The 22,939-nt window shown below is 34.9% G+C and carries 20 protein-coding genes and 1 tRNA gene; 11 read left to right on the top strand and 10 right to left on the bottom strand.

The genetic code is table 11. The features are described from left to right. Positions 1 to 9: 9 nt before the first annotated feature. Positions 10 to 546, bottom strand: coding sequence for a hypothetical protein (locus tag DPQ89_RS04330; RefSeq protein WP_127715576.1), 537 nt, complete (start codon positions 544 to 546; stop codon positions 10 to 12). Between the two features lie 9 nt (positions 547 to 555). Continuing rightward, positions 556 to 1,713, bottom strand: coding sequence for an Mrp/NBP35 family ATP-binding protein (locus tag DPQ89_RS04325; protein WP_127715574.1), 1,158 nt, complete (start codon positions 1,711 to 1,713; stop codon positions 556 to 558). A 170-nt stretch (positions 1,714 to 1,883) separates the two neighbouring features. Between DPQ89_RS04325 and DPQ89_RS04320 the strand changes: the two genes are divergently transcribed. Together DPQ89_RS04320 and DPQ89_RS04315 are read left to right on the top strand one after the other, a co-directional pair. Continuing rightward, positions 1,884 to 2,456, top strand: coding sequence for a hypothetical protein (locus tag DPQ89_RS04320; protein ID WP_127715572.1), 573 nt, complete (start codon positions 1,884 to 1,886; stop codon positions 2,454 to 2,456). Between the two features lie 36 nt (positions 2,457 to 2,492). After that, positions 2,493 to 4,550, top strand: coding sequence for a lytic transglycosylase domain-containing protein (locus tag DPQ89_RS04315; protein WP_127715570.1), 2,058 nt, complete (start codon positions 2,493 to 2,495; stop codon positions 4,548 to 4,550). Here DPQ89_RS04315 and ychF read toward each other — a convergent pair. The 5 genes from ychF to DPQ89_RS04290 form a co-directional block, all read right to left on the bottom strand. Then, positions 4,540 to 5,649: a redox-regulated ATPase YchF gene (ychF, locus tag DPQ89_RS04310; protein WP_127715568.1), complete on the bottom strand. Its 1,110-nt coding sequence runs from the start codon at positions 5,647 to 5,649 to the stop codon at positions 4,540 to 4,542. The two genes, DPQ89_RS04315 and ychF, sit on opposite strands and share 11 nt — an antisense overlap. 12 nt (positions 5,650 to 5,661) lie before the next feature. Continuing rightward, on the bottom strand, positions 5,662 to 6,231 hold the full coding sequence (gene pth / locus DPQ89_RS04305; protein ID WP_127715566.1) for an aminoacyl-tRNA hydrolase: 570 nt from the start codon (positions 6,229 to 6,231) through the stop codon (positions 5,662 to 5,664). An 11-nt stretch (positions 6,232 to 6,242) separates the two neighbouring features. Further along, entirely contained in the window at positions 6,243 to 7,187 is a 945-nt protein-coding gene (locus DPQ89_RS04300; protein WP_127715564.1) for a ribose-phosphate pyrophosphokinase, read from the bottom strand. Between the two features lie 24 nt (positions 7,188 to 7,211). Then, positions 7,212 to 7,286: transfer RNA gene (locus DPQ89_RS04295), tRNA-Gln, on the bottom strand. A 62-nt stretch (positions 7,287 to 7,348) separates the two neighbouring features. Continuing rightward, complete coding sequence (locus tag DPQ89_RS04290; protein ID WP_164848251.1) at positions 7,349 to 9,235, bottom strand: transglycosylase domain-containing protein; 1,887 nt, start codon at positions 9,233 to 9,235, stop codon at positions 7,349 to 7,351. Between the two features lie 119 nt (positions 9,236 to 9,354). Between DPQ89_RS04290 and DPQ89_RS04285 the strand changes: the two genes are divergently transcribed. Then, positions 9,355 to 10,836, top strand: a complete 1,482-nt coding sequence (locus DPQ89_RS04285) for a hypothetical protein (protein WP_127715560.1) — start codon at positions 9,355 to 9,357, stop codon at positions 10,834 to 10,836. Between the two features lie 27 nt (positions 10,837 to 10,863). Here DPQ89_RS04285 and DPQ89_RS04280 read toward each other — a convergent pair whose 3' ends face one another. The 3 genes from DPQ89_RS04280 to galU all read right to left on the bottom strand — a co-directional run bounded on the left by DPQ89_RS04280 (position 10,864) and on the right by galU (position 14,798). Continuing rightward, positions 10,864 to 12,789 carry a hypothetical protein gene (locus DPQ89_RS04280; RefSeq protein ID WP_127715558.1) on the bottom strand — a complete coding sequence of 642 codons (1,926 nt, stop codon included), beginning with the start codon at positions 12,787 to 12,789 and terminating at the stop codon, positions 10,864 to 10,866. 127 nt (positions 12,790 to 12,916) lie between these two features. Next, positions 12,917 to 13,912 carry a hypothetical protein gene (locus tag DPQ89_RS04275; RefSeq protein WP_127715556.1) on the bottom strand — a complete coding sequence of 332 codons (996 nt, stop codon included), beginning with the start codon at positions 13,910 to 13,912 and terminating at the stop codon, positions 12,917 to 12,919. A 1-nt stretch (position 13,913) separates the two neighbouring features. Next, entirely contained in the window at positions 13,914 to 14,798 is an 885-nt protein-coding gene (gene galU / locus DPQ89_RS04270) for a UTP--glucose-1-phosphate uridylyltransferase GalU (protein WP_127715554.1), read from the bottom strand. 37 nt (positions 14,799 to 14,835) lie between these two features. Here galU and DPQ89_RS04265 point away from each other — a divergent pair, with 37 nt between their 5' ends. The 8 genes from DPQ89_RS04265 to hutH are packed head-to-tail and all read left to right on the top strand — an operon-like array spanning position 14,836 to position 22,935. Then, positions 14,836 to 15,723 carry a hypothetical protein gene (locus DPQ89_RS04265; RefSeq protein WP_127715552.1) on the top strand — a complete coding sequence of 296 codons (888 nt, stop codon included), beginning with the start codon at positions 14,836 to 14,838 and terminating at the stop codon, positions 15,721 to 15,723. 3 nt (positions 15,724 to 15,726) lie between these two features. Beyond that, entirely contained in the window at positions 15,727 to 16,431 is a 705-nt protein-coding gene (locus DPQ89_RS04260; protein ID WP_127715550.1) for a CFI-box-CTERM domain-containing protein, read from the top strand. Beyond that, on the top strand, positions 16,431 to 17,537 hold the full coding sequence (locus tag DPQ89_RS04255) for an LptF/LptG family permease (RefSeq protein WP_127715548.1): 1,107 nt from the start codon (positions 16,431 to 16,433) through the stop codon (positions 17,535 to 17,537). The genes DPQ89_RS04260 and DPQ89_RS04255 overlap by 1 nt, the downstream gene beginning before the upstream one ends. Further along, positions 17,537 to 19,159, top strand: a complete 1,623-nt coding sequence (locus DPQ89_RS04250; protein WP_127715546.1) for a glycosyltransferase family 39 protein — start codon at positions 17,537 to 17,539, stop codon at positions 19,157 to 19,159. The genes DPQ89_RS04255 and DPQ89_RS04250 overlap by 1 nt, the downstream gene beginning before the upstream one ends. A 32-nt stretch (positions 19,160 to 19,191) precedes the next feature. Next, positions 19,192 to 19,785 carry a peptide deformylase gene (gene def, locus DPQ89_RS04245; protein ID WP_127715544.1) on the top strand — a complete coding sequence of 198 codons (594 nt, stop codon included), beginning with the start codon at positions 19,192 to 19,194 and terminating at the stop codon, positions 19,783 to 19,785. A 1-nt stretch (position 19,786) separates the two neighbouring features. After that, the gene (fmt, locus tag DPQ89_RS04240; RefSeq protein ID WP_127715542.1) at positions 19,787 to 20,728 is read left to right on the top strand and encodes a methionyl-tRNA formyltransferase; all 942 of its coding nucleotides are present in this window, start codon (positions 19,787 to 19,789) and stop codon (positions 20,726 to 20,728) included. 7 nt (positions 20,729 to 20,735) lie between these two features. Beyond that, entirely contained in the window at positions 20,736 to 21,389 is a 654-nt protein-coding gene (gene rpe / locus DPQ89_RS04235; RefSeq protein ID WP_127715540.1) for a ribulose-phosphate 3-epimerase, read from the top strand. A gap of 1 nt (position 21,390) precedes the next feature. Next, positions 21,391 to 22,935: a histidine ammonia-lyase gene (hutH, locus tag DPQ89_RS04230; protein ID WP_127715538.1), complete on the top strand. Its 1,545-nt coding sequence runs from the start codon at positions 21,391 to 21,393 to the stop codon at positions 22,933 to 22,935. Positions 22,936 to 22,939: the final 4 nt, after the last annotated feature.

The following is a 22,939-nucleotide window of genomic DNA, read 5'->3' as shown; positions in this document are numbered from 1 at the left end:
TTTATATTTCTAACTATTACTAATTACTTTAACCGCACCTTTCTTTCTTAAAGAAACTAATGCTTGAGTGACCTCAAAATCAAAGAGCTTACAATTATTATAAATATCGGACACTCTTGAATACTCCGTCAAGGTGGCCATTACTTTAAACTCTTCTTCAGAAACAGTATCCCCTTTTGATATAAAATCTCCATTTAAAATTAGCTTTAAGTGAAGAGGTGGCTTGAGAGACTTAGACTCTCTATGCCTCTGATAATTTTTTTGTGAAGTTATCTTAAACTCATCAAACGAAAGGCCAAATTCTTTCTGCTCTTGTGTCACAACTTCTGGTTCTACTATAAATTTTAAAGGTGTATGCTCCATATCGTCAAACAGGGCAACGTATAAAGACTTTTCTCCTGTTAATCCTCCATATCGAGAATCAACAATCAACCCATCCGCTATCAAGACTAAGCCTAAGAATTGTCCAGTGTTACGATTTAGAATATTAATTCTTCCCGTAAATCCGAAGGTTGTCTGTTCTTCAATAGTACCAAGTAATGACAAAGTATAATCCTATTTACCTAAGATCTTGGAAAAAAAGCCTTTCTTTCCCTTTGCTTCCATGTGTTTATGAACCTGTGCCCCAAGCTCCATGTAGGCCTTCCATACCGGTCTACCTTCATACTCGGACTGAGACATATAAGGAACTCCTTCATCAGAAGATTCTCTTAAGGCTATCTCCATTGGTATCTCACCTAGAAAGCTCGTTGATAATTCATCACATGCGGCCTTAACTCCACCGCTTCCAAATATAAAGTATTTCTTATCTAAGTTATCATCAGGGACGAAGTAGCTCATATTTTCAACCATTCCAATGATTGGAATATTAATCTTCTCAAACATTTTGATACCTTTTTTAGTATCAAGAATTGCTACTTGTTGAGGAGTTGAAACAACAATTGCTGCATCTACTTCAGTTGCCTGGACCATACTAAGTTGCATATCTCCAGTTCCTGGAGGAAGGTCAACTATCAAATAGTCTAGCTCTCCCCAATCAACATCAAAAAGAAATTGATTCAAGACCCCACCTAACATAGGACCACGCCAAATAACGGCATCACCCTCTTCAACGAATAAACCGAATGAGATAAATTTTAGGCCGTGAGTCTCGACTGGAACTATTTTCTTATTATCATTTGCAATTGGCTTTGCTGCACGTTGACCAAGTAGCATAGGCAATGAAGGCCCATAAATATCCGCATCTAGAAGACCTACCTTATGTCCTTGATTTTTTAAAGTCATTGCTAGGTTTACAGATACTGTCGATTTTCCAACACCACCTTTACAAGAAGATACTGCAAGTACTTTCTTTACTCCAGGCACTCTCTTCTTGGCCTGGCCTGTAGGACCGTGTCCAGCGTGAACATGTGCTTGCTCTTGCTTAGGTGGAGCTTCTCTCTTAGGACGATCTTCTTGAGTAAGTACATCTTTAGAGTTTTTTGAAACTGTCATTATTGTAATATTATCTTCATCAAAATTTGCTTTTAAAAGACCATAGATAGAATCTTCAATTGTTCTCTTTTGCATTGGAGAAATATCTTCTCGATCATACTTAATTGTTACAGCATCATCATTAACAATAACCTCTTTAACTCGTCCCTCAACGCCAAGCGTCTTACCTGTTGCAGGATTAGCTATTGTTCCAATTAAATTCTTAATATCATCACTCATATAAACCTCATTTTTTGTATATATATTTATATCCCTAAAAATTCGGTTAAGAAAGTTAGAAGTTTCTATTGTTGAGTGTTTTGGTCATATATAAATAATTCTGGTACAGGATGCTAATCTCTTATATCATATATGTACTTTGGCAATTTTCGTTGGAAGGAATCGACTAAATGGCTACACCATATAAAAGAAGTATTATTTTAATAAATCCAAAATTTCAGATTAAATTTAGCATACTTGTGTGCTTATTCTTATTTATCTCTAGTATTTTTTATCCATTAACAGTATTTGATCTCGTGACGAAGCTTGTAGAGCAAGCCTCTGCAAACTCACCTGAAATGGCATTAAAAATGACTACTTACAAGAATAATCTCATGGTTGTATTGGCCCTTTTTCAAGTGGGTTTCACGGCCATAACATTCATTGCTTGTCTATTATTTAGCCATAAAATTGCCGGTCCAATCTATAAGGTGCAGAAATATCTTTCCGCTATTAGAGACCGTGAAGGTAATGGTAAACTATACTTCAGGAACGGTGATTACTTTACGGAACTCGCCGACGACTTTAACGATACTTTTGAAGTGATCCAAGAAGACTATAAGAAAGATATGGTCTATCTGAGTGAGGTCTCTTCATATATCAACAATCTTAGTATGGTTGTTCCTGAAGATAAAAAAGTGGTTCTCGATGAAATCAATCTTAAACTAGATGAGATTCAGAAGAGATATCACACTTTGTATTAATTAAGTCTTTAATACATTAATGACAGGAGGTCATTTGTGTTAAGAATTTTAACAACGCTAATCTTATTATCATTTTCGATAACAAGTAATGCTGCCAAAAAAACAAATCTTGATTTTTCCTTAAACACTAACAAATACGATACTCGTTTCTCTAAATCTTTCTACCAGTTCTACAAAGGAATTAAGAAAAACAAATTCGACCGAGTAGCTGTTAGACTTATGAAAAATAACTTTAAAAAATCTACAGCTTTTAAAGAATATGCTCCTTTAATGGATGAACTAAATCTTTTTTACAAAAATAGAAAACTAAGAGCTGAGACTTTCCACAAAGTATGTCTACCAAAGAGCAAAGGTCAATCTGACAATCCTGATCTCGTTAAAAGAACATTTAAATACTTAGAAAACTACTGTCGTTCTCAGTTTTTGAAGAATGTAACTAACGCTAAAGAAAACTCATCAATAACATTTAAAAATCTAACCTATCTAAAGTTTGCGCTTCCTTATTACCTTAAAGGACAACATAAGAAGGATTTTATTAGGTATTTATCGAGAATTAATCCTCAATCTGAATTTCATAAGCTCATTTCAGAACTTATGACTGAAGAATATTTAGAAAATAAATTTAAGCCTAATTCTGGCCACTTAAAATATATTAAAATTTCGACTGAGCTTACTAACTATGTACAAAGTGCAGGATTAAAGGACTCATCCGAGAAAAACTATTTTACGAAGGAATTTTATGCTATTCGTTCTGACTTTAGAAAATCGGTTAAGACAGGTGATATAAACCTGGCCTACGAAAAAGGACAACAACTCGTAACCTTCTTCGATTCAAATAAAAAATATATTGATGATAAGAGGGCCTGGATATCTATCCTTACTGCTGGAAAAAGTTTTCTCTACAAACAAGACCCAGAAAAAGCTCGCTTCTTCTTTGAGTACGCACTAACTATAGCAACTAACGATCAGCTAGATGAGACAATATTCCAATTACTATGGTCTAATATATTGTTTGGAAAGTTTTCCAAGGCCGTAACTACAATTGAACAATTCAAGCTTATCAAAAATTACGACAAGTATAATTCTAAAGTTAAATTTTGGATTGCCTACACACTTTATAAAAATGGTGAAGAGGAATTAAGTAAGCACTTATTTACGACTTTAACAGAATCCTCTCCATTAAATTTCTATGCCATAATTTCTTATAAGAAATTACTAGATATATTTGATGTTGAAGATAAGAAGAAGTTACTTAACAAGTATTCTGAAGAGAACTCCCCAGAAATACCAAGAAGTAATAAATATTCTCCAAATTTCGTTGCCTCCATGAAGCGTCTTTCATTATGGCTTGATCAAAATTACGACTCTTTCTCTAATAATGAAATCTCAGAAATAATTTCAAGAGACTCCGCGTACGTTTTCACATCTCCTAGCAAGAAGATAGACAATAAAGAACTTAGAAAACATCTCGTGGTTAAACTTGTTAATATGTTTACGAAAGAGAAAAAGTACCTTCACTCTTTCAAGCTCGTGCATCAATCTCTTGATAAGGAACATTTTGAACTTGATGCCTTTACAATAAGAAACTTATTTCCATTTCAATACTTAAATAAAATTGAAAAGATTGATTCTACAATAGATCCTCTTGTGGTTCTCTCCCTTATTAGACAAGAGTCTGCTTTTAATCCAAGAGCGAAGTCACATGTAGGGGCTCGTGGACTTATGCAATTGATGCCGGCCACAGCAAAACAATATAAGAAGAATGTTAAGACCTCTCACCTTAAGCGACCTGATGTAAATATTAGAATAGGAATCAACTATCTTAAGCGTTTATTAAAAATGTATGACGGTAATTTAATTTATACATTATCTGCTTATAATGCCGGAGAAAGTCGTGTAAGGAGATGGAGAAAAGATATCTTTATTACAGAGGATCCAATGGTAACTATTGAATCTATACCTTTTAAAGAAACCAGAAAGTATGTGAAGTTAATCTATAGAAATATTTTCTTTTATAACTTGTTATCAAATAAATCTGTCCTCGAGAAATCTCTCGAAGACAGTTTTTATGTTAGTTTAAATTCTAAACGTTAAATCTAAAATGTATGATGTCACCATCTTTGACATCATACTCTTTTCCTTCAATCCTAAACTTTCCAGCTTCTTTGACTTTTTGCTCAGATCCAAGAGCAAATAAATCATCACAGTGGTAAATTTCGGCCTTAATAAAGCCTCTTTCAAAATCAGTATGGATTACACCAGCTGCTTGTGGCGCTTTTGCTCCGGCTTTAAAAGTCCAAGCTCTCACTTCTTTTTCACCAGCAGTAAAGTAGGTTCTAAGTCCAAGCATTTCGTAAGCGGTCTTAGTTAGAACCTGTAGTCCTGATTGCTCAAGGCCTGCGGCCTCTAGAAATTCACTCTTCTCTTCTTCAGTTTCAAGTGAAGCAATTTCAGATTCTAACTTCCCACAGATAACACTAACTTGTGCTCCCTCTTTAGAAGCAAACTCTTTAACGCTTTTTACATATTCGTTATCATCGCTAACTCCATCTTCATCAACATTACATAGATAGAGAACGTCTTTCATTGTTATCAAGTTCAACTCAGAAACTAGTTCTCTTTCGTCCTTGCTCATTTCAAAAATTCTTGCAGCGAGACCTTCACTTAAGTGTGCTTCTAGTTTTTCTAAAATTGGTTGAATTGCTTTCGCTTTACTCGAAATATCCTTATTTTGATTCTTCATAAGTTTTGGCAAATTTTGTTGCTTCTTAGTAACAACCTCTGCATCAGCAAGAGCTAACTCGATATTAATTGTTTCAATATCATCAGTTGGATCAATTCTTCCGTGAACATGAACAATATCACCATCATCAAAGCATCTTACAACATGAATAATTGCGTTAACCTGTCTAATATGACCTAAGAACTGGTTTCCAAGTCCTTCACCCTTACTAGCTCCTTTAACTAAACCTGCAATGTCTACAAATTCAACAACAGTTGGAATGGTCTTACTAGGTTTAATCAATTTCGTAATCTGATCTAAACGAGTATCAGCGACACTTACAATCCCAACATTTGGTTCAATTGTACAAAAAGGGTAATTTGCTGCCTCAGCAGGTGCTGAAGTCAACGCTTGAAAGATTGTTGATTTCCCAACGTTTGGAAGCCCAACGATTCCACAGTTTAATGCCATATTTATTTCCTTTTAAATTAATTTCTTCTTACTATAACTTCTTGCCGCACTTTGAAAACCTCTTTCAATATAAGTTTCTACGACCTTGGCAGATTCTTCTAAATATTTATCTATGAAGTCTTTATCTTCACCATGGTATCCTGACAATACCCAACTACTTACTGACCCATGAACTGGTCTACCTATACCAACACGAAGTCTCTTAAACCCCTGATTTCCTAAGCACTGAGCAATAGATTTAAGGCCATTATGACCAGCAAGCCCACCACCATCTTTATAAGCAACAGTACCAAAGTCTAAATCCAACTCATCGTGAATGACTAATATATCTTCCAGTGCAACTTTATAGAAATTTACAAAAGGCGCAACCGACTCACCACTTAGATTCATATAGGTTTGCGGCATAAGAAAGATAAACTTCTCACCGTCTATATCTTTTGTAGCGCAAAGACCTTTATTCTTTTGAAGCCATGTTAGATCATTAAAGAATGATAGTTTCTCTAAAACATCCCAAGCAATATTATGTCGCGTATTCTTATATTCTGAACCAGGGTTTCCCAACCCTACAATTAACTTAGTCATTATTCACCTGATTAAATAAATAGAGAACTTACTGAATCGTTATTAAAAGTTCTATGAATGGCCTTGGCCAAAATCTCTGCAGTATCTAACACATGTATTTTATTAATACCTGTGGCTTCATCAACGAGAGGAATGGTATCGGTTACAATTATTCTATCGAGTTCTTCAGAGCTCGCAATTCTCTCTAAGGCAGGGCCAGAAAACACTGGATGAGTAACACAAGCATAGACCTTAGTTGCTCCATTTTCCTTAAGTGCACGACAGCCTTCAATAAGTGTTCCTGCCGTATCTACCATATCATCTATTATGATACATTCTTTGCCATCAACATTACCTACAATATTCATGGCCTTCGCAATATTCTTTCCTGTTCGACGCTTATCAATCATAGCAATATCTGCTTTCAACTTCTTAGCATAGTGACGAACTCTCTCGACTCCACCAGCATCTGGCGATACGAAAATTGAATTTTCATTAAATATTTCTTTCTTGATGTAGTCCAAAAGTACCGGTGAAGCGTAGATATTATCAAATGGAATATTAAAAAAGCCTTGAATCTGGCTCGCATGTAAGTCCATTGTGATCACTCTAGTGGCACCTGCAGCAGTTAAAATATCAGCTATAAGTTTTGCAGAGATTGGTGTTCTTGGAGATGCCTTACGATCTTGCCTAGAGTAACCATAATGAGGAATAACTGCAGTAATTGAAGCCGCAGAAGCTCTCTTTAGAGCATCAATCATTATAAGTAATTCCATAACGTGATCATTTACCGGAGCACTCGTCGACTGTATGACAAATACATCTGCTCCGCGAACATTCTTTTCAATTTCACAATAAATTTCACCATTTGCGAAACGTACTAACTGTGGATCAACTAAGGAGACATCAAGGAACTGGGAGATTTGAGAAGCAAGCTTCGGGTTTGAAGAGCCGGAAACTAATACCATACGCTTCATACTTTTCTCCCATCAAGAAAAAGATGGCTGGGCTGGAAGGGTTCGAACCTTCGCATGTCAGAATCAAAATCTGATGACTTACCACTTGTCGACAGCCCAACATATTTCAGAATTATCAAGAATATACTCACTTATCAAACTTTTGACAAGACCCTATTAGTCTATAATTCACTTTTTTCACAGCCTAACTCGCCTAATCTCCTACCTCTAGACAATAAAAATTCCTGAAAAACCCGAAAAGAAGTCGTTCCACCATATAGCTTTAGGCCTTTTCCACTTCTATCACTATCTACGCCTGTCCAGATGACCCCTAGATTCCATCCATCATAAAAGACAAACCAATTATCATAACCATTATTAGAAGTTCCTGTTTTACCAAAGAAGTTTAATTTACTAAGGTTCGCTGTTATTAACTTTCTAATTGTTGTCTTAGTTGGGTCGCTGAGAACATGGAGAACTGTGTCATCCCAACTCTTAACTCCACTTTTCACAAGTTCACACTCTTTGTTAAATAAAGACTTATACACTTCAAAGAGTTCAAAAGTTGATAATTCAATGGCACCTAGTAATTGTCCTGGATACTGTGCAAGAGGGGTTTTTAATGTAGGCAAATAGGCCAAAGAACTCTCTTCGAGCTTTTGAAAATCATTCTCTTCAGCCAACCTAATGAGAGGTCTATTCAAAGACTCCTGCAAGGCCTTACCAACACTCGTCATTTCCTCACTTACGACATGTGACTCTCTTGGAGTCCAGTCCCCTGAAGCTAGCTTTAATGTAACTGGTCCAGTTTCAACCTCATCATTCCAGCCGACACCAAAATAAGAAAGTAGTGTATAAAAAAGAGGCTTAAGCGTACTACCCACAGAGTGTCTTTCGATACTTGTCGCTTTTAACTTGTCTCTTTCCCATTTCGAATAATAAGTAAATAGGTTCTTATTTTTTAGATTACCCATCACAATCTTCATACCCAAGTCTTCGTTTGGATACCTCTTAGATATTTCTTCTAAAACAGAAAAAGAACTTTTAACTAGAATAAATTGCTCATAGAAATTGAGACCTTTAGATTCATCAGATTGTGAAGAAATATAAGCAAGAGGAGAGAGTCTATTGTTTAGCGTTCTTTCTTTTAACTCACTAATCCACGCTGACCACTCCTGCTCAGACCAAACATTATCTACATTACTGCTAAACAATCCTTCTGATATGAGCTTTTTAAAAACAACATTCGCACGTTGCTTCAGCCTATCGGTATATTTAATAGGGGCATAGAAGTATGGACCCTTCAGTAAACTTATCAAAATTGAAGCCTCATAAGGCTCTATTTCGTTGGGCTTTTTTCCAAAATAAATCATACTCGCAGAATATAACCCTTTAATTCTAATTCCGTTAAAACTCCCCCAAAAAACTTCATTAAAATATGATGATATAATGTCTTCTTTTGAAAACTTCGTTTCTATATAAATAGCAACAATAACTTCTTTTATTTTCCTGCTAAATGATTTTTCGTTTGTATAATACAAATTTTTAACAAGCTGCTGAGTGAGGGTTGAACCGCCCTGGGCAAGCCTCATTTCTTTAATATCTGTTACAATCGCTCTAAAGATAGATTTTATATCAATTCCAAAATGTTCTAAGAATCTAGAGTCTTCTATGCCAATTAGTCCTTTCCAAAAAACGGATGGCATTTGACCAAAAGGTAAACGTCTTTGATAGCAATAGGTATACTCACATTCATTTTTAGCAATTTTTGGTAATTGAACTTGATTCGAAACTAGGATTTTATTTTTTATAACTGAAATTGAATCTTTATTTATCTGAAGAAACTCTTCGAAGCTTAAAGCGCTTTCGGTTAGTTGCCAATAGTCCTTCAAATCTTCTCTATTTATCTGCGTATCACTATCGATTAACACATCACTATTACTTAGTAGAGAAACTTCTTTTATCGAGTTAATTCTAAAAACTGGAATATCTCCAATTGTCCTAATAATAAAAACAGAAGCAATAATAGAGAATATCGTAACAATTATTGATAGAATTAAAAAAAACAATTTAATATGTCGCAGCATTAACCAACTATTCCTCTACATTTTTGACTTCATTTCGATTTTTCATATATTATCATGAGTAATTCATTTATTCATATAATGTATCCTATGGGAGAAATTTAGTGCTACACAATAAAATATCAAATTATTTAAAAATAACTGCTTTTGCTACTCTAGCAACAAGCTCAGCATTTGCTCTGCCAATCGATTGGCATGGTGCCTTTGGTGTCGATACAACAATGATCGATAATTACACAAGAATTAAAGGTACAACACCAAATAAGCCAATGGGCACTGCGAACCCAGGTTCTCAAGAGATGCCTTTTGCTAATGGTACAAATAAAGCCTCTTTTCAAAGTTATATCTTTAGGCTCAATCCTCACTTAATAGTAAATGACTTAGCAAGCTTTAAAGCAGAATTTACTTCTGGTTATGGAAGAGGTGGTTTTCTAGGTGATGATGGCGTTGTAGAGGGAAAAACAAGCAATGGTTTTGGAAACGCTCTATATATTCAAAATAAATCAAGTGGTTCAAATGGACTTGTTATCAACAAGGCATTCATGGAGCTATACTCTGATACTGCAACATATGTTATTGGTCGTCATTCAAGTAACTGGGGACTTGGTGCTCTCGTAAATGCCGGAGATGGTACATGGGACCGTCATACTTATACTAGAGATGGGATCACTGCAAAGATTAAGATTGGAAGTTTTCACCTTGAACCATTTTGGGCAAAGATTGACTCTACAGACTCTTTTTCTAAGCCTGCCAAAGCAACTGAACTTGGAGCAGGTCTTGTTTACGATAACGTAGATAGAGATATTGCTTTTGGAATCCTTTACTCGAAGAAAAAAAGTTATAGCGCTAACAATAGTTCTAATACTGATGCTATTAATAACGGCAGTACTTATTCATTAGGGGAAACAAGCGTTACTATTACTGATATTTACTTTAAAAAGGTTTTTGGAAATTTCAAATTTCAAGCAGAAGTTCCAATCCTAAGTGGTGACCTAGGAAAGGTTTATAATACTACAAATACTAAAATTAACTCTAAGTCATTTATTTTTGAAACAGAATATAAATTATCTGACTCTTGGAAAGTTGCGCTAGACTTTGGATCAGTAAGTGGACATGATGGCTCAACATCTAGTTATGATGCTATGTACTTAAATCCTAACTACCAAATTGCTAATCTTCTTTTTAGATATAATTTAGCAGCAGTAAGTGATCGTTCACAATATTTATATGATTCATATATAACTAACGCGAACTACATCAAGGTTGCTGGTCAATATAATTCTGATAAGTGGTCATGGGTTGCAGCTCTAATTTGGGCAAAGGCCAATGAAACTGCAAAGAGCGGAACAAGTTCGTACAATCACACGAATAACACTATCTTCACAGCGGCAGATACTCAATCAGACGACTTAGGTTTAGAGATTGACTTAAACTTTGACTATCATTGGAATAATGCAGTTACTGTTGGTGGTTCTTTAGGCTACCTTTTCGCAGGCGACTACTATGCTTTTACAAATGATCCTTCTGCTAAAAACTCTGCAGATAACTCATTTGCTCTACAGCTTAGATCTTCAATAGAATTCTAAAAAAAAAGCTCCGAAAGGAGCTTTTTTTTATCTCGGTGTCATTAGTGGAGCCGCAAACTGAGGCATCCCCATATTATACATATCTGATTGGTTACCTGTAGTTCCTCTTAAAATATCAAAACTATCATAAACGCTACCGCCTGGTCCTACTGACGCGATATCTCTATCTTGTTCTGATAAGTACCTTTGGGCACCATCATAGTAAGATTGGTAGTACGAGTACTTCTGATTATAACCTTCCATATCTCTTTGCATGCTGCTCATTTTACTTTGAAACATTCTCTGTCTCTGTCCAGCAGAGTTTTGAAAATATTGACATCTAACAGGGTTCTTCATTCCACCAAACATACTTGAAGCACAGTATTGCTGATACTGCTTTTGCTCATTTTGTTGGTAGTTAGAATATGCTGTTCTCATGCTATTTTGAGAATTATCATAAAGCTTTCTAGTTAAATAAAGTGGCGTCTCTTTACCTCTTGCTGCTTGAGAAACAAAGCTCCAGTCTCTCTTATCTGACTTTTTAAACTTCTTAATTCTCGCGGCTAAAGCATCATCAACATCTTCGAAATCCATTTGTTCTTCACAGTCTAAACAAGCTCTAGATAAGTATTCAGAACCTTTCGAAGCTCTTAATAGTGATTCCCCGGCCTTAGATTTATTATGGATCTTCATAACTTCAACACCATCAACCATATCAACATCACTAAACTCTGCAAGCTTTTCTGTTATTGTTTCGATTCGTGTTTCTAAAACTTCTCTTCTTGGAGAATCAATATCATCCTCACTTAAGTTTTCATATTCTGCATGAGCACTTTCTAAAACTTCACGTGAAGGCTTAATGACTTTCTCGTCATACTCTCTAGATAATGCCGCTATTTCCTTAGCAAGAACTGCAGCTTTTTTCTTATCACCTTTACTAAAAGCATTATCGTACTTTGTTATTTTCTGAAGTTTTTCTTCAATTTTTTCGCGAATTGCATCTGCATCGCTTGCAATGTTTTTCTCAATTAGTTTTAAATAAACTTCTTTAATTTTTTGCTGAAGGTCAGATCTGTTTCCAGTATCTTTATCAATAAGTCTTTTGATTGCGTAAATATCACCGTCTTTAGCAATTTCACATGCGGCTCTAGCTCTTTCCCATTGCTTATCAGCTTCAGAGCGATAAATTCTTCTTGCAGTATATCCTTCTTTCTTAGCGTCTTCGCTACTGTCTCCATAAGCTTGTACAGAAGAACATTTCCAGATTTCATTTTTGTCACTTATAACCTTAGTATCATAGGTGAAGTAATCATTTTTTACATTAGAAGGACTTGCAAATAATATTCTAGAGCTTTTATTCTTATCTAAATCAGAGTGTAGACTCATGAATGAAGTAGAGTTTGATAGCTTTGAACTATTCATATCAAATTTATACTTTCCTGATGAAGGATCCTTTTCACCGTAGTGTTTTTTCAAACAACTTGCAAACTTGCCTTCCATTGTCGTCGGAATATTAGATTTTCCTTCAATGAAATCTGATCCATCACTGGCATAGTCTTTCGTGTTTACGAATCTAAAAATGTGATTATTATCTTCATCAAGTATTCTATTTACCTGTAGAGTGACACACTTTGCAGGAAACGATTCTAGTGAAATTTTAAATTGCTTATCGTTATGTGGAGTTATTTTTGGGAGAACTCCTCCACTCATATACTTGAGTACTCTCATACTAAGTACATTATTCTTTTCTAAAGTCTCAGGACAATTTTTATTTTCAACGCTTGAAGAATCTATTTCAGAAACTTCAATATTGCTTGTCGCTGAATCATTATTTACTGTACCAGAGCTTCCAGAACTCCCCGAGCCTGCAGAGTTTACAATCTCAATATCATCAAGAGCCCCTGCATTAGCGAGCTGCCAAGGTGACGCCATAGAAATAGCAAGTAGAAGTAACATTTTTTTGTTCGATTTCATAAAAATTCCCAATTACCTTTACGATAAAATAGTTCTATCTAATCAAACTAATCGGTGAATTTTATTTTTACTTGAATAAAAGGCTTAAAGGCCTGTCAAATCAAACACTTAACAGGCTGTTTTTACTCTAGTAGATGATAATAGGTCTAGACTCTGGTTGCTGTTTTTCTTGAACCTCGGCCTCTGGTTTTGGAGCATTTTTCTTATTTTCTAGTTCTATTTCTTTATATTGGAGCGCTCTTTTAGAGAAAGTTTCATTTGTGCTATTCAACACACTGTAACCAAGAAATCTAATTCTATAAACAGCCTTACTTTGGTCTTTAAGTTGAACAAATTTTGGTAGTTCATGTCTTCCATTAAAAAGAATATAGTCAGAAAAGTGTGTTTCAACTTCACTTGTTCCCTTATTTACTTTTAAGCTCAGGAGTCTATGTTCTTCGTTAGTAAACTTTGCACTAACTCCATCAAGCTTTAGATTTAATACAAACTCCCTTCCTTCTTTTTCAAGAGATAGAACATCATTATGCTCATACATACTCTTAGACTTTATTTCAGAGATTTTTTTCTTTTCTTCTTCATCCTCACTTTCCATTGGTGAGTTCAACTGATCCTTGATTGTTTCATCATTACGAATAGCGAGAAGATATCTCTTATATCTATCATAGAGTTCCACTTTATCTTTATTTAAAGAGTCTTTATTAGAAATAAAATTAGACGAATGTTTTTTTAAAACTCCCGATATTCCATCAGACTTATTGAGGCCATACATCATAAGTAATGAGTAAAAAATATTTCTTTCTAATAATTCATCATTTTTTACTTTATCTAAGAAGTTCTTCAAATAAAGAGTGCTCACTACATTCTTTTTATCCATCTTGCCTTCGGAGTACTCAACTTGTAGAAATTGAACTTTCTCTTCTTCAAGTCCAAACAAGAATTTTAGATACTTTGGCGCACTTTGAGTTTCCTCTTCTTCAAGCTTTTCTTTTTGTATCGATGCCGTAATCACAACAAGATTTCCATCTATATCTTGACTATTAGGATTTCTAAATAGTCCTTCCACACTTGGAACACTTGCAAAAGTATTAACAACTAAAAAGAAAAAAACTAAAAACACTTTCATTTTATATTCCATATTTTGATACTTTATCTTTAATAATATTTATCATCATTTCTTTTGTTGCCTCGTCTCTTAAAGCGAACTCTACAGTGGCATTTAGATAGCCTTCAATATTTCCAGTATCAAATCTATCACCTGTAAATATATTAGCATAAACCTTATCTTGTGCTGCAAGCATATTAATAGCATCAGTTAGTTGATATTCACCACCAACACCACGAGGGATACGGTCTAAGCAATCAAAGATCTCAGGTGTTAAAATATAACGGCCAGGCGTCGCCAAATTGGTTGGAGCGTTCTCAGGCAGAGGTTTCTCAATCATTGCCTTCATATGCAAAGTTCTAGCGTCACTACTTAAAAAGTCACCATCAACAATACCATAGCGAAATGTTTCACTATTTGGGACTTCCATGACACCAATTACAGATTTATTATCATTTTGAGCAGAGATTTTTGCTAATTGTTTCGTTACAGGTTCTTCACTTAGAACAAGGTCATCGCCTAAGATGACTGCAAATGCTTCGTTTCCAATCACACTTCTAGAACAGTTAATAGCATGTCCAAGTCCTAACTGTTCTTTTTGACGAACAGTAATGACTTCAATCTTAGTGCCAATATCCTTAATAAGCTCCAATTCCTTTAACTTACCATTTTTCTCAAGAAAGCCTTCAAGTTCCATATTTCTATCGAAGTAGTTCTCAATAGATTCTTTACCAGTAGAGGTAACAAAAACGAGCTGTTCAATACCTGACTTAACTGCTTCCATTACAGAGTAGTGAATCATAGGAATATTGATTATTGGAATCATTTCTTTTGGTATTTGTTTTGTTGCTGGTAAAAACCTAGTGCCTTTCCCTGCAACAGGGATGACGGCCTTACGAATATTCATTATACTATCCTTAAGTAAACATTATACTGGAAAAAATATGACTCTAAGATTATCACAATTACCACTCATGTCCATCTGTCTTCTCTTTGTATTTAGTGCACAAGGAAGAATTTTAGAGTATGAAACAACAAGATTAAAGTCTACAGCTGGTGCTGGTGTAGGATCATTATTAGTTGAGGAATCAATTTTTCTAAATCCTGCTGCTATAACATTCTTTAATGTATCAACATTCTATTTTCAAAAAGTAAATACAGAGCAAACACAAGACAATCAGGGCACTTCTAAGTCTGATGCAATGAGCTTTATTGCTGCAGACACAAAAGGTGCCCTTAAGGGTGCTGTTGCCTATACTAAACAAACGAAAGGACAAGAGTATAGACAAACTATTGGTGGTTCAATGGCTTCAGCGATGGGAAAAACGTCGTCGTTTGGAGTAAGTTATCAACACATAGAAGAAGAGGTGTTAGACGAGAACCTTGTTGCGACGAAAGAGAAGTATAAGAAGTTTACTCTAGGAGTAACTAGACTTTTATCTCCAAGTTTTACAATGGGAATTGTCGCTATAGACCCATTGCGTGAAAGACCACAAGACTCAAAAGTCTTATTAGGATTTCAGTATGTATTCCAAGATATCATTTCTCTAATGTTAGATGGTGGTGCCGATTATAAAACAGGTTTATCTGAGTCATTAGTGTGGAAAACAGCAGCTCAAGTTAAGTTTCTAGACAGCTTTTTCCTTCGATTTGGTACTTACCGTGATAAAGCACTAAAAGAAAGAGGGAGCGGTGCTGGAGTTAGCTGGGTTCAACCTAAACTAACTGTAGATGTTGCACTAAAAAACTCCAAGCTCGAAGAAGATGACTTTTTGAAGCAAAAAGGTGAAAAAATTCAAGAAACATCATTTTCACTTTCCTACAGGTTTTAATTAATGGTCAACAAAACACCAGAAGAAACGCCTGAAGAGAAAAGACCGGAGTCAATACTTAAGGCATATCGCGAAAGACTAAAATCACTTAAACAAGCTCGTGATTACGTTGCCAAGGGAGATATTCCTAAAGCAGTTGAGAGGTACTCAATGTATCTCAATATTCTTGCAAATTATTTTAAAACAACTGAGGACAAACTTTCTCCAAGTCTATTTGATGCTGAGAAAGAAATCTCAGAGCTACTCTTAATAAGCCATTCTTATTGGGACTTAGCAAAGGCCTATGATAGGTCCCCTAATCTTCAATCAGAGTCTCTTAGGTGTCTTGATCAATTTGTTAAATTTTCTACAGGTTATAAATATCAGCATATAAATGCCCAAATGATGAAGAAGTTTATCAAGAGAAAACAAGCCCATAACCTAAAGGCTTTTCAGAATGCTTACCAAAGAATTCAAGTAGACTCGAAAGGGTGTTTTATCGCAACCTATAGCTTTGGAACCGATCATCCTGTTACAAATGAGCTGCGTGAATTTAAAACTAAAATTGTAAAAACTAAAATAGGTTATGCATTCACAGAGTATTACTATACTTTATCGCCACTACTAGTTGATAAATTTGAGCAATATCCAAAAACCTCTAATTTTATAAATACTTTAATAATTAGACCTCTACTGAAGTTTATCACCAAAGTTGTAAAGATTATTTAATGAATATTATACGGAAGTTAATTTTAAAAGAATGGTTTCGTTTTTTCGCAGGTGCAGTGATTGCACTTTTTTTACTAATCTCTGTTGCGAATTTAATCTCAGGCTTTCTGCGAGGTAATGTAACAGCTCTTGAAGTCGTAATAAATCACTTTATTGAAATCCCTGATTACTTAAATAAAATATTTCCTGTTTCCTGCCTTATGGCATCACTTTTTAGTATCAATAAGTTAAAAACTAGAAGCGAACTAACAGCAATCTTCGCTGCCGGATACTCTCGTAAGAACTATATAATCGACCTCACTCTTGCTTCACTGCTGGTAACCTTTATACAGTTTGCAACGACTTCATTTGTAGGGCCTTTTGTTAAGTCTCATAGAGAAACATTTATTCAGGGCTCATCTCATAAATTTCGAAATCTACGTAGTCAGGGCCTTAAATCATCAACTATCGGCTCTGGAAAGATGTGGTATAAATCTGACGATTACTTCATCTCTTTTACAAATTATGACTCGGTAAAGAAGGAGATTTTCAATGTTAGTCTCTATAGACTATCAGTTGATTCATATTTAGAGGAAATAGAAACTATTAATAAAGTTTCATATCAAAATGGTTTATGGGTATCTGACAAACAATCTAGTTTAAAGAAGCTCAACCAAAAATCATTTCCAAAAATTGAGAATCTTTCAAAGATTCCAGTTAATATTAATGAGACACCAGATGACCTTAGTCAGATTGAAGCCGATATTACAATTTTGAACATATTCAATTTATGGCAATACATCAAACAGCTTCAAAGTAGTGGAATAAACATAAGTGAATATATGGTTTTATTTTATGATAAATTTTCTAACTCAATCATTTGTATTATTTTTACCATCTTAGCATCTGTATCAATATTCAATCCAAATAGAAGAAGCAGCTCTTTTGGAAATAATATCGCTCTTGTCTTCTTTTTTACCATTTTATACTGGCTTATATATTCATACCTACTAGAGCTTGGGAATAATGCAAAGTTATCTCCTTTGGTCGCAACATTCTCAGTGCCTGCTCTATTTACAGTCTTACTTATAATTATTTTTTCAAAAAATAGAAAATTGGCCGGTTAATGAAAATTAAACATGAAGATCTCTTTAAATATATTATTCTATTTATCGTATTCATGCTTTATTCTTGGGGTATTGGTAATCTAGATGCCATTCGCCAGGGAACTGAAGGATTTTATCTCCAGATCGCCAAAGAAATGTATGAGATGAAGTCATTTCTTGTTCCTCAATATAATGAAATGGACCACTGGTCCAAGCCACCTCTGCAGTTTTGGATGGCACATATTGGATATCTCTTTGCAGGTGGTCCAGGAATATTCACATCTCGTCTAATTATAGTTCTTTTTTCAATTTCAACCATCTTCTTGATTTCTAAGAAGGTATCTTCACTTATTAGAACTCCATTTCTAAATATCTTTATTTTTATTTTGGCGACAGTCGGTATGTTTAAGTATTCAAGAATATTTATGATGGAGATGCCCTTAACTACTTTAACTACCTTAGCGTCACTTTATTTTTACTTATATCTTAAAGATGAAAAGTATTCTTTATGGATAGGTTCTATTTTCTTAGCATTATCGATACTTGTTAAAGGTCCAGTTTCTCTAGTCATGGCCACAGGAGGCTGCGGACTATTCTTAATTGTAGACTCATACTTAAATGGAATAAACTTTATAAAGTTTAAAAAGGTCTTTAACTGGTCTTTCGTCGGATTACTTCTTGGTTCAGTCTGGTTCTTTATTTGCTACTTGCAATATGGAAATGCATTCTTTGACTACTTCTTTCTTAGAGAAAACATGGGTAAGTTTCAAGCTAGGCCATATCCGATGAGACACGTTTTTCAAGGATTGCTTATATTTTCACTGCCTTGGTCACTCTACTTACCAACAACTATCTCTCAATTTAAAGACCACTTTCAAGAAATAAAGAAAGACTCATTCTTACTTTTTTCAATATGTAATTTCCTTGTCTTCTTTTTATTATGGTTAGTTCCATCTCAACGTTCACATCACTACGCGATGCCGTCTCTAATATTTTTCTTAATTATTAATTACATCTTGCTGACTAGTTATGCCTTAAATTCAAAAAGAAAAAGTATGATTAGACTAGCTAATATAACTTTATCAACACTTATGGTTATCACCTCAGTAGCATTTGCATGCCTACTCATTTTCAAAGAAGTGAACTCTTCAATAAGTCTTACTATTAAAGTCATCACAACATGTGTTCTTCTATTAATTGGATCTTATTATTTTCTTCGCAGTAAGAAGCTATTAAATAAGTATTTAATTAGCTTCTTTATCATAGGTAATGTTTGGAATATTTTCATTCCATCTTTCATTCTTCCATATGTTCCTGAAGCTGTAATAAAAACAATTGGTAATAAACAAGTCGGCGCATTAGTTAGAAAGCCCTACTTCATAGAAGAAGCCCTAGAAAGAAAGGTCGACTGGCTTAATGATCAAACAATTAGACAGTATATTATTGAAAATAATCACTTCTATATTGTTCATAGAAATACTTATGAACAACTCAATTTGAAAAAGTTAACTGATGTCGTAACTACCTGGAAAGTATGGAAACGTGGCTCTAAGGCAAAAGATATCTCTAAGGCCTTGAAAAATAATGATATTGCCATACTTAAAGACACTGTTTACCTCTTAAAAAACAAGCCCTTGAAGTAGACTTACGCGTCGCACCCATGCTATAAGGGCTCATGGAAAATTCAAATATATTAGAGAACTACAAACTAGAAGGTGAACTCCTTCAAATAAAAACCTATCCAGCTCCAGTTTTAAAAAAAGTAGCACTACCAGTTACTGAATTTAATGATGAGCTAAAGCTCCTTTGCAAGAATATGCTCTATACCATGTATAAAGCTCCAGGCATTGGTCTAGCGGCACCACAAGTTGGAGAGAGCATTAGATTATTTGTTATGGATATCGACTATGATAGAGAAGAGATTACCAAGGCAGATGACACTGTTGAGTATAAACTCTCTAATTTTAAACCAATGATATTCATCAATCCTGTTATTAAAAATACTCAAGGTGAAACCCTCTATGAAGAAGGGTGTTTAAGTGTTCCAGGAATATATGAAGAAGTTAAAAGATTTGAAACAATAACTGTAGACTATCAAGATATAGATGGAAACCATCACTCAATTGATGCTGATGAGTTATTATCTATTTGTATTCAACATGAAAATGATCACCTTGAGGGAATTGTTTTTCTTGAAAGACTGAGCATGCTAAAACAAAACCTACTTAAGAAAAAATTTCTGAAACAGAAGAAGAAAAAAGGTCTCTAATATGAAAAAACTTAATATCGTTTTTTGTGGAACACCTGATTTCTCTGTTCCAACATTAGAAATGCTATTGAATCATCCAAGTGTGAATATTGTCTCGGTTATAACTATGCCAGACAGACCTGCTGGCCGTGGCCAAAAGCTCCAATCCCCCCCTGTTGCAGAATTTGCGAAGAATCATAAATTAGAGCTTATACAAACAGAAAATATTAATAAGGACGAGCAAGCACTAGAAGCCCTTTCGAAATTAAAGATCGATGCTTTTGTTGTACTCGCTTTCGCACAATTTTTAGGCTCTAAGGTTTTATCATTACCTACTCTGGGCTCTTATAATATTCATACTTCATTGTTACCTAAATATAGAGGAGCAGCACCAATTCAATACGCTCTACTAAACGGCGATAATGAAACTGGTGTTAGCATTCAAAGAATGGTCAAACAAATGGACGCTGGAGATCTAGTTCTTTCTGATCCTATAGAAGTTAATGAGAATGAAACAGGTGGACAACTTTACACCAGACTAAAATTTCAAGCAGCGCTCTCTTTAAATAGATTCATATATGACCTTCAAAATAATAACGTCACTTTTGAACAACAAGATCATAGTAAAGCAACATTTGCACCTACCCTTAAAAAGGAAGATGGCTTTTTAAATTTTTCTGAATCGAATTATGAAGAGATTCACAATAGAGTTAGGGCCCTAATTCCTTGGCCAGGAACTTGGTGTAAGTTAAATGGAAAGAGATTAAAAGTATTTAAAGTACAAAAATCATTAAAAGACTTAGATTGTGGAGTGGTCGATACCAGTGAAGGAAATCTTGTTATTGGATGTAAAGACAGCACACTTAGACTAGTCGATGTCCAGCTCGAGGGGAAGAAACGTTGTACAGACTCTTCTCTATTAAACGGGTTAAAGAACTCAACAACTGAATTTACGATAAATTAGGACTAATATGACAACCATATCTCCATCATTACTAGCTTGCGACTTTTTAAATATTGAAAGTGAACTAGGACATTTTTCAAATTTTAAGAATATTTGGTTTCATCTTGATATAATGGACTCACACTTTGTTCCAAACTTAACATTTGGTCACCCTATTGTTGAAAAAATTTCTAAGAAAACAAAAATTAAGCTAGATGCTCACTTTATGGTTAGCAATCCTGAGTTCTTCATCAACACCTTCAAAGACTTTGAAATTCATAACTTCACGTTTCATTTAGAAGCAACAACAGACCCACTCTCTCTTATCAAAAAAGCTAAAGAGTACTACCCTAGCGTTGGTATTTCTATTAAGCCAAACACAGAATGCTCATTGATTACAGATGAAATTCTAAGAGAAATAGATCTCATTCTTATTATGTCTGTAGAGCCTGGTTTTGGTGGACAGTCTTTTATAGAAGACACCTATTCCAAAATAAAATATTTTAAAAAACTTAAAGATTCATCACACCCTAATTTAGTTATTCAAGTAGATGGTGGTGTTAATAAAGAAAACTCTCATAAACTAATTAAAGCTGGTGCAAATAATCTCGTTGCTGGATCTTATATCTTTAAAGATGGTCCATCTTCATACTCAGCAAAAATAGAAAGCTTAAGGAGCTAAAATGCCTATTAACGAAATCGTTTTAAACGGACAATCATTAACGATAGAACAAGTTCATCACATTGCATTTGCAAAACCAAAAAACACACAGGTAAAAATATGTGACAAAGCACTCGTGAAAATGAAAGAAGCACGTGCCTATGTTCATAGTATCGTTGAAAAGGGCGACCCTGTTTATGGTATAAATACAGGTTTTGGCGCGCTTTCGAATATGCATATAAAGAAAGAGCAGCTTGCTACTCTACAGATAAACCTAATCAGGTCCCATTGCACAGGAACTGGAAGACCTTTTTCTCGTGAAATTACTAGAGCGATAATGGTACTTAGAGCAAATTGTTTAATCTCTGGTTTCTCTGGAATCCAACCAGAGATTGTTCAGCTTCTAGTTGATTTTATTAATAACGATATAATTCCTATAGTCCCTGAAAAAGGATCAGTTGGAGCATCTGGTGACCTTGCTCCACTTTCACATATTGCTCTTGCTCTTATCGGTGAAGGCGAAGTTATTTATGATGGGAAACACGTAAGCTCGGCATTTGCAATTGACCAGATCTCAAAAGCTCCTGCAGTACTTGGACCTAAAGATGGCCTTGCACTTATAAATGGAACTGCAGTTATGGCGGCTTTAGGAGCTTGCGCCGTTGTTGAAGCTGAAAATATAATGAAAACTGCTGACATTAGTGCAATCATGACTCTTGATGGAGTCAAAGGAACAAGCAGAGCATACCACCGTGGCATAACTATGCTTAAGCCTCACCCTGGTCAAATCGAGTGTTGTAACAACTTAAATAATTTATTAGAAGGATCAGAAATTAAAGATTCTCATGATGATTGTGGAAAAGTGCAAGACCCTTATTCTTTGAGGTGTGTTCCTCAGGTGCATGGAGCTTGTAGACAAACCCTAAAGCATGCAAGAGAGGTTATCTCTATTGAGCTAAACTCTGTTACAGACAACCCTCTCATCTTCTTAGAAGAGGATGATGTCGTTAGCGGCGGAAACTTTCACGGTGAAGCACTTGCTTTTGCAATGGATTATCTTGCAATGGGTGTAGCGGAAATTTGTAATATTTGTGAACGAAGAATAGAAAAAATGATGAACCCTACGTTTTCAGATTTACCTGCATTTTTAACTAAGAACTCTGGATTAAACTCAGGTTTAATGATTGCTCATGTAACTGCTGCTGCACTAACCTCTGAAAATAAATACTTATGCCATCCAGCTTCGGTTGACAGTATTCCAACCTCTACCGATAAAGAAGATCATGTTTCAATGGGAGTAACATCTGGAAGAAAGCTTCACGAGGTTATTGATAATGCAAAAACTGTTCTTGGTATTGAACTTCTTTGCAACACTCAAGCTATGGACTTTCAAAGACCTTTAAAATCATCTCCTGCGATTGAAGCTGTACACAAACTTATTCGTAAACACGTTCCTCCAATTGAAGAAGACCGAATCTTTTATAAAGACATGGAAAATATAAAGAAGCTTATCTCTTCGACTGAGATTACACAGGCGGCCTCAGAACATATAAAAGAATTATTCTAGGATA

The sequence above is a fragment of the Halobacteriovorax sp. HLS genome (assembly GCF_004006665.1).
Lineage (GTDB): Bacteria > Bdellovibrionota > Bacteriovoracia > Bacteriovoracales > Bacteriovoracaceae > Halobacteriovorax.
Note: the sequence above shows the minus strand (reverse complement) of the source record. Positions and strands in the feature narration are given on the sequence as shown.

Excerpts from the sequence above, each read along its gene's own strand:
- pth (WP_127715566.1), bottom strand. The coding sequence starts at position 6,231 with ATGACTAAGTTAATTGTAGGGTTGGGAAACCCTGGTTCAGAATATAAG.
- galU (WP_127715554.1), bottom strand. The coding sequence starts at position 14,798 with ATGAATATTCGTAAGGCCGTCATCCCTGTTGCAGGGAAAGGCACTAGG.
- ychF (WP_127715568.1), bottom strand. The coding sequence starts at position 5,649 with ATGGCATTAAACTGTGGAATCGTTGGGCTTCCAAACGTTGGGAAATCA.
- fmt (WP_127715542.1), top strand. The coding sequence starts at position 19,787 with ATGAAAAAACTTAATATCGTTTTTTGTGGAACACCTGATTTCTCTGTT.
- DPQ89_RS04325 (WP_127715574.1), bottom strand. The coding sequence starts at position 1,713 with ATGAGTGATGATATTAAGAATTTAATTGGAACAATAGCTAATCCTGCA.
- DPQ89_RS04265 (WP_127715552.1), top strand. The coding sequence starts at position 14,836 with ATGACTCTAAGATTATCACAATTACCACTCATGTCCATCTGTCTTCTC.
- hutH (WP_127715538.1), top strand. The coding sequence starts at position 21,391 with ATGCCTATTAACGAAATCGTTTTAAACGGACAATCATTAACGATAGAA.
- DPQ89_RS04320 (WP_127715572.1), top strand. The coding sequence starts at position 1,884 with ATGGCTACACCATATAAAAGAAGTATTATTTTAATAAATCCAAAATTT.
- DPQ89_RS04300 (WP_127715564.1), bottom strand. The coding sequence starts at position 7,187 with ATGAAGCGTATGGTATTAGTTTCCGGCTCTTCAAACCCGAAGCTTGCT.
- DPQ89_RS04250 (WP_127715546.1), top strand. The coding sequence starts at position 17,537 with ATGAAAATTAAACATGAAGATCTCTTTAAATATATTATTCTATTTATC.
- DPQ89_RS04255 (WP_127715548.1), top strand. The coding sequence starts at position 16,431 with ATGAATATTATACGGAAGTTAATTTTAAAAGAATGGTTTCGTTTTTTC.
- DPQ89_RS04275 (WP_127715556.1), bottom strand. The coding sequence starts at position 13,912 with ATGAAAGTGTTTTTAGTTTTTTTCTTTTTAGTTGTTAATACTTTTGCA.
- def (WP_127715544.1), top strand. The coding sequence starts at position 19,192 with ATGGAAAATTCAAATATATTAGAGAACTACAAACTAGAAGGTGAACTC.
- rpe (WP_127715540.1), top strand. The coding sequence starts at position 20,736 with ATGACAACCATATCTCCATCATTACTAGCTTGCGACTTTTTAAATATT.
- DPQ89_RS04280 (WP_127715558.1), bottom strand. The coding sequence starts at position 12,789 with ATGAAATCGAACAAAAAAATGTTACTTCTACTTGCTATTTCTATGGCG.
- DPQ89_RS04260 (WP_127715550.1), top strand. The coding sequence starts at position 15,727 with ATGGTCAACAAAACACCAGAAGAAACGCCTGAAGAGAAAAGACCGGAG.